The following is a 1,387-nucleotide window of genomic DNA, read 5'->3' as shown; positions in this document are numbered from 1 at the left end:
CGGTCGATGCCGAGCGCCGTCGCGCCTCCCGTGCGCTCGACGGTCAGGAACTCCGGCGGCTTGTCCTCGGGCACGGAGCCGAACGCCGGCACGCCCGTCCTCTCGGCGAGCCACCCGACGAGCGCCGCCTCGATGTCGAACATCACCATCGCCCCGCATCCATGCTCTTCAAAAGCGTGTTGTGCTCGGCCTGCAAGGCCATGGTCCTGAAGTCGCCGCGAGGGGTCTTGACCATTGCGTGCGCGCGGTTCTTGCCCGCCCGCACGTCTGCCTCGTACACGCCGCCGTCCATCGACTCTGCATGCGCCTTGACCGCCCGAGCCCGGGCCAGCAGATCTGCCTGGACGCCGCTCGAGTTCAACACTTCCCGTGCTCCGGCCGCGTTGACCTTGAACCTCACGTTCCTACCCATCTACCGCCTCCACTTCCACGGGCCGGTTCCACGGTCCCGGTACGTTCTCGCTCGCATAGGGCTGCGGGTCCCCGACCACGCGCCAGTCGCGCCCGCGCGCCCGCACCATGCAGCCCTTGAGCGGGGCTGTGTACGACTTCGGGAAGTGCAGCGTGAGCGCCACGACCGCGCCGGCTGGGCGCGACGCTTCGAGATCTGCCGTCGCGCCCGGCGCCACGAGGGCGCACACCGGTTCCGCCTCGGGCTCCCACGGCCCGAAGGCGGGGGCGTTGAGCGGGTCGGTGCCGACCTTCCGCCGCCGCAGGACGACCACATCCTCACCACGTATCATCGGCTCCCCCTATCCTCGGGCGGAGGGAGCCCGCTCGCATTCTCTTCAGGCCCAGCCGCCTTCTCTCGGACGACGTCATGTACAGGTCGGCGTGAGGGTTCGCGAACGAGGCGCTGCCCGAGTAGGGGCCTGCCGTCTGCGAGCACTGGGACACGCCGGCCATGTCGTCGGGCACGTCCATGGATCGCCGTACCATGGAGCAGCACACCGACCTCAAGTTGGCCGCCTGCACCTCGTCGGAGGGGTCCACCACGACACCGGCCCTAACGAGCTCTCCGGCGACGAGCGCCGAGGCGTCGCCGAGCAGGACGGTCGCGCGCGTCTCCTCGGCCTTGTCCAGGGTGCGCCAGCGATCCTGAAGGTCATCGGGCGTAGCGAACGGCTCCACCGCCCTACTCCCCCAGCGCGGCCACGATCGCGTTCACGATCTGGCCCTTGTTGGCCGGGCGAGGAAGCTCCACGCTGTTGGCGGCGGCGTAGGCGCGCAGGTTGGCGATCTCGCGCTCCTTCAGGAACTCCTTCCTGTTCTCCCAACCCTCGAACGACGGTGACGCCGAGGCGGCCGGCGCTGGGCCGTCGGGCTGCCCCGCAGGTACCTGGACCTCCCCGCCGTCCCCGCCCGAAGGCTGCGGCGCGGGGCCGTC

General features: G+C 70.4%; 4 protein-coding genes. All 4 read right to left on the bottom strand.

Annotated elements, in window-relative coordinates:
- Window positions 1-142: 142 nt before the first annotated feature.
- A complete protein-coding gene (locus GPA_RS10685; RefSeq protein WP_015539871.1) occupies window positions 143-412 on the bottom strand; it encodes a hypothetical protein in 270 nt (89 codons plus the stop codon).
- A complete protein-coding gene (locus tag GPA_RS10680) occupies window positions 405-743 on the bottom strand; it encodes a hypothetical protein (protein WP_156791003.1) in 339 nt (112 codons plus the stop codon). Before GPA_RS10680 ends, GPA_RS10685 begins: the two co-directional genes overlap by 8 nt.
- Window positions 730-1,131, bottom strand: a complete 402-nt coding sequence (locus GPA_RS10675) for a Gp19/Gp15/Gp42 family protein (RefSeq protein ID WP_041239481.1) — start codon at window positions 1,129-1,131, stop codon at window positions 730-732. The genes GPA_RS10680 and GPA_RS10675 overlap by 14 nt, the downstream gene beginning before the upstream one ends.
- A 4-nt stretch (window positions 1,132-1,135) precedes the next feature.
- The coding region (locus tag GPA_RS19220) for a hypothetical protein (protein WP_041239480.1) at window positions 1,136-1,387 on the bottom strand (252 nt) is incomplete at its 5' end.

It is taken from the genome of Gordonibacter pamelaeae 7-10-1-b (assembly GCF_000210055.1).
In the GTDB taxonomy this organism is placed as follows: Bacteria; Actinomycetota; Coriobacteriia; order Coriobacteriales; family Eggerthellaceae; genus Gordonibacter; species Gordonibacter pamelaeae.
Note: the sequence above shows the minus strand (reverse complement) of the source record. Positions and strands in the feature narration are given on the sequence as shown.

What these genes read in the sequence shown, in the direction of transcription:
- GPA_RS10685 (WP_015539871.1), bottom strand. Translation starts at nt 412, where the DNA reads ATGGGTAGGAACGTGAGGTTCAAGGTCAACGCGGCCGGAGCACGGGAA.
- GPA_RS10680 (WP_156791003.1), bottom strand. Translation starts at nt 743, where the DNA reads ATGATACGTGGTGAGGATGTGGTCGTCCTGCGGCGGCGGAAGGTCGGC.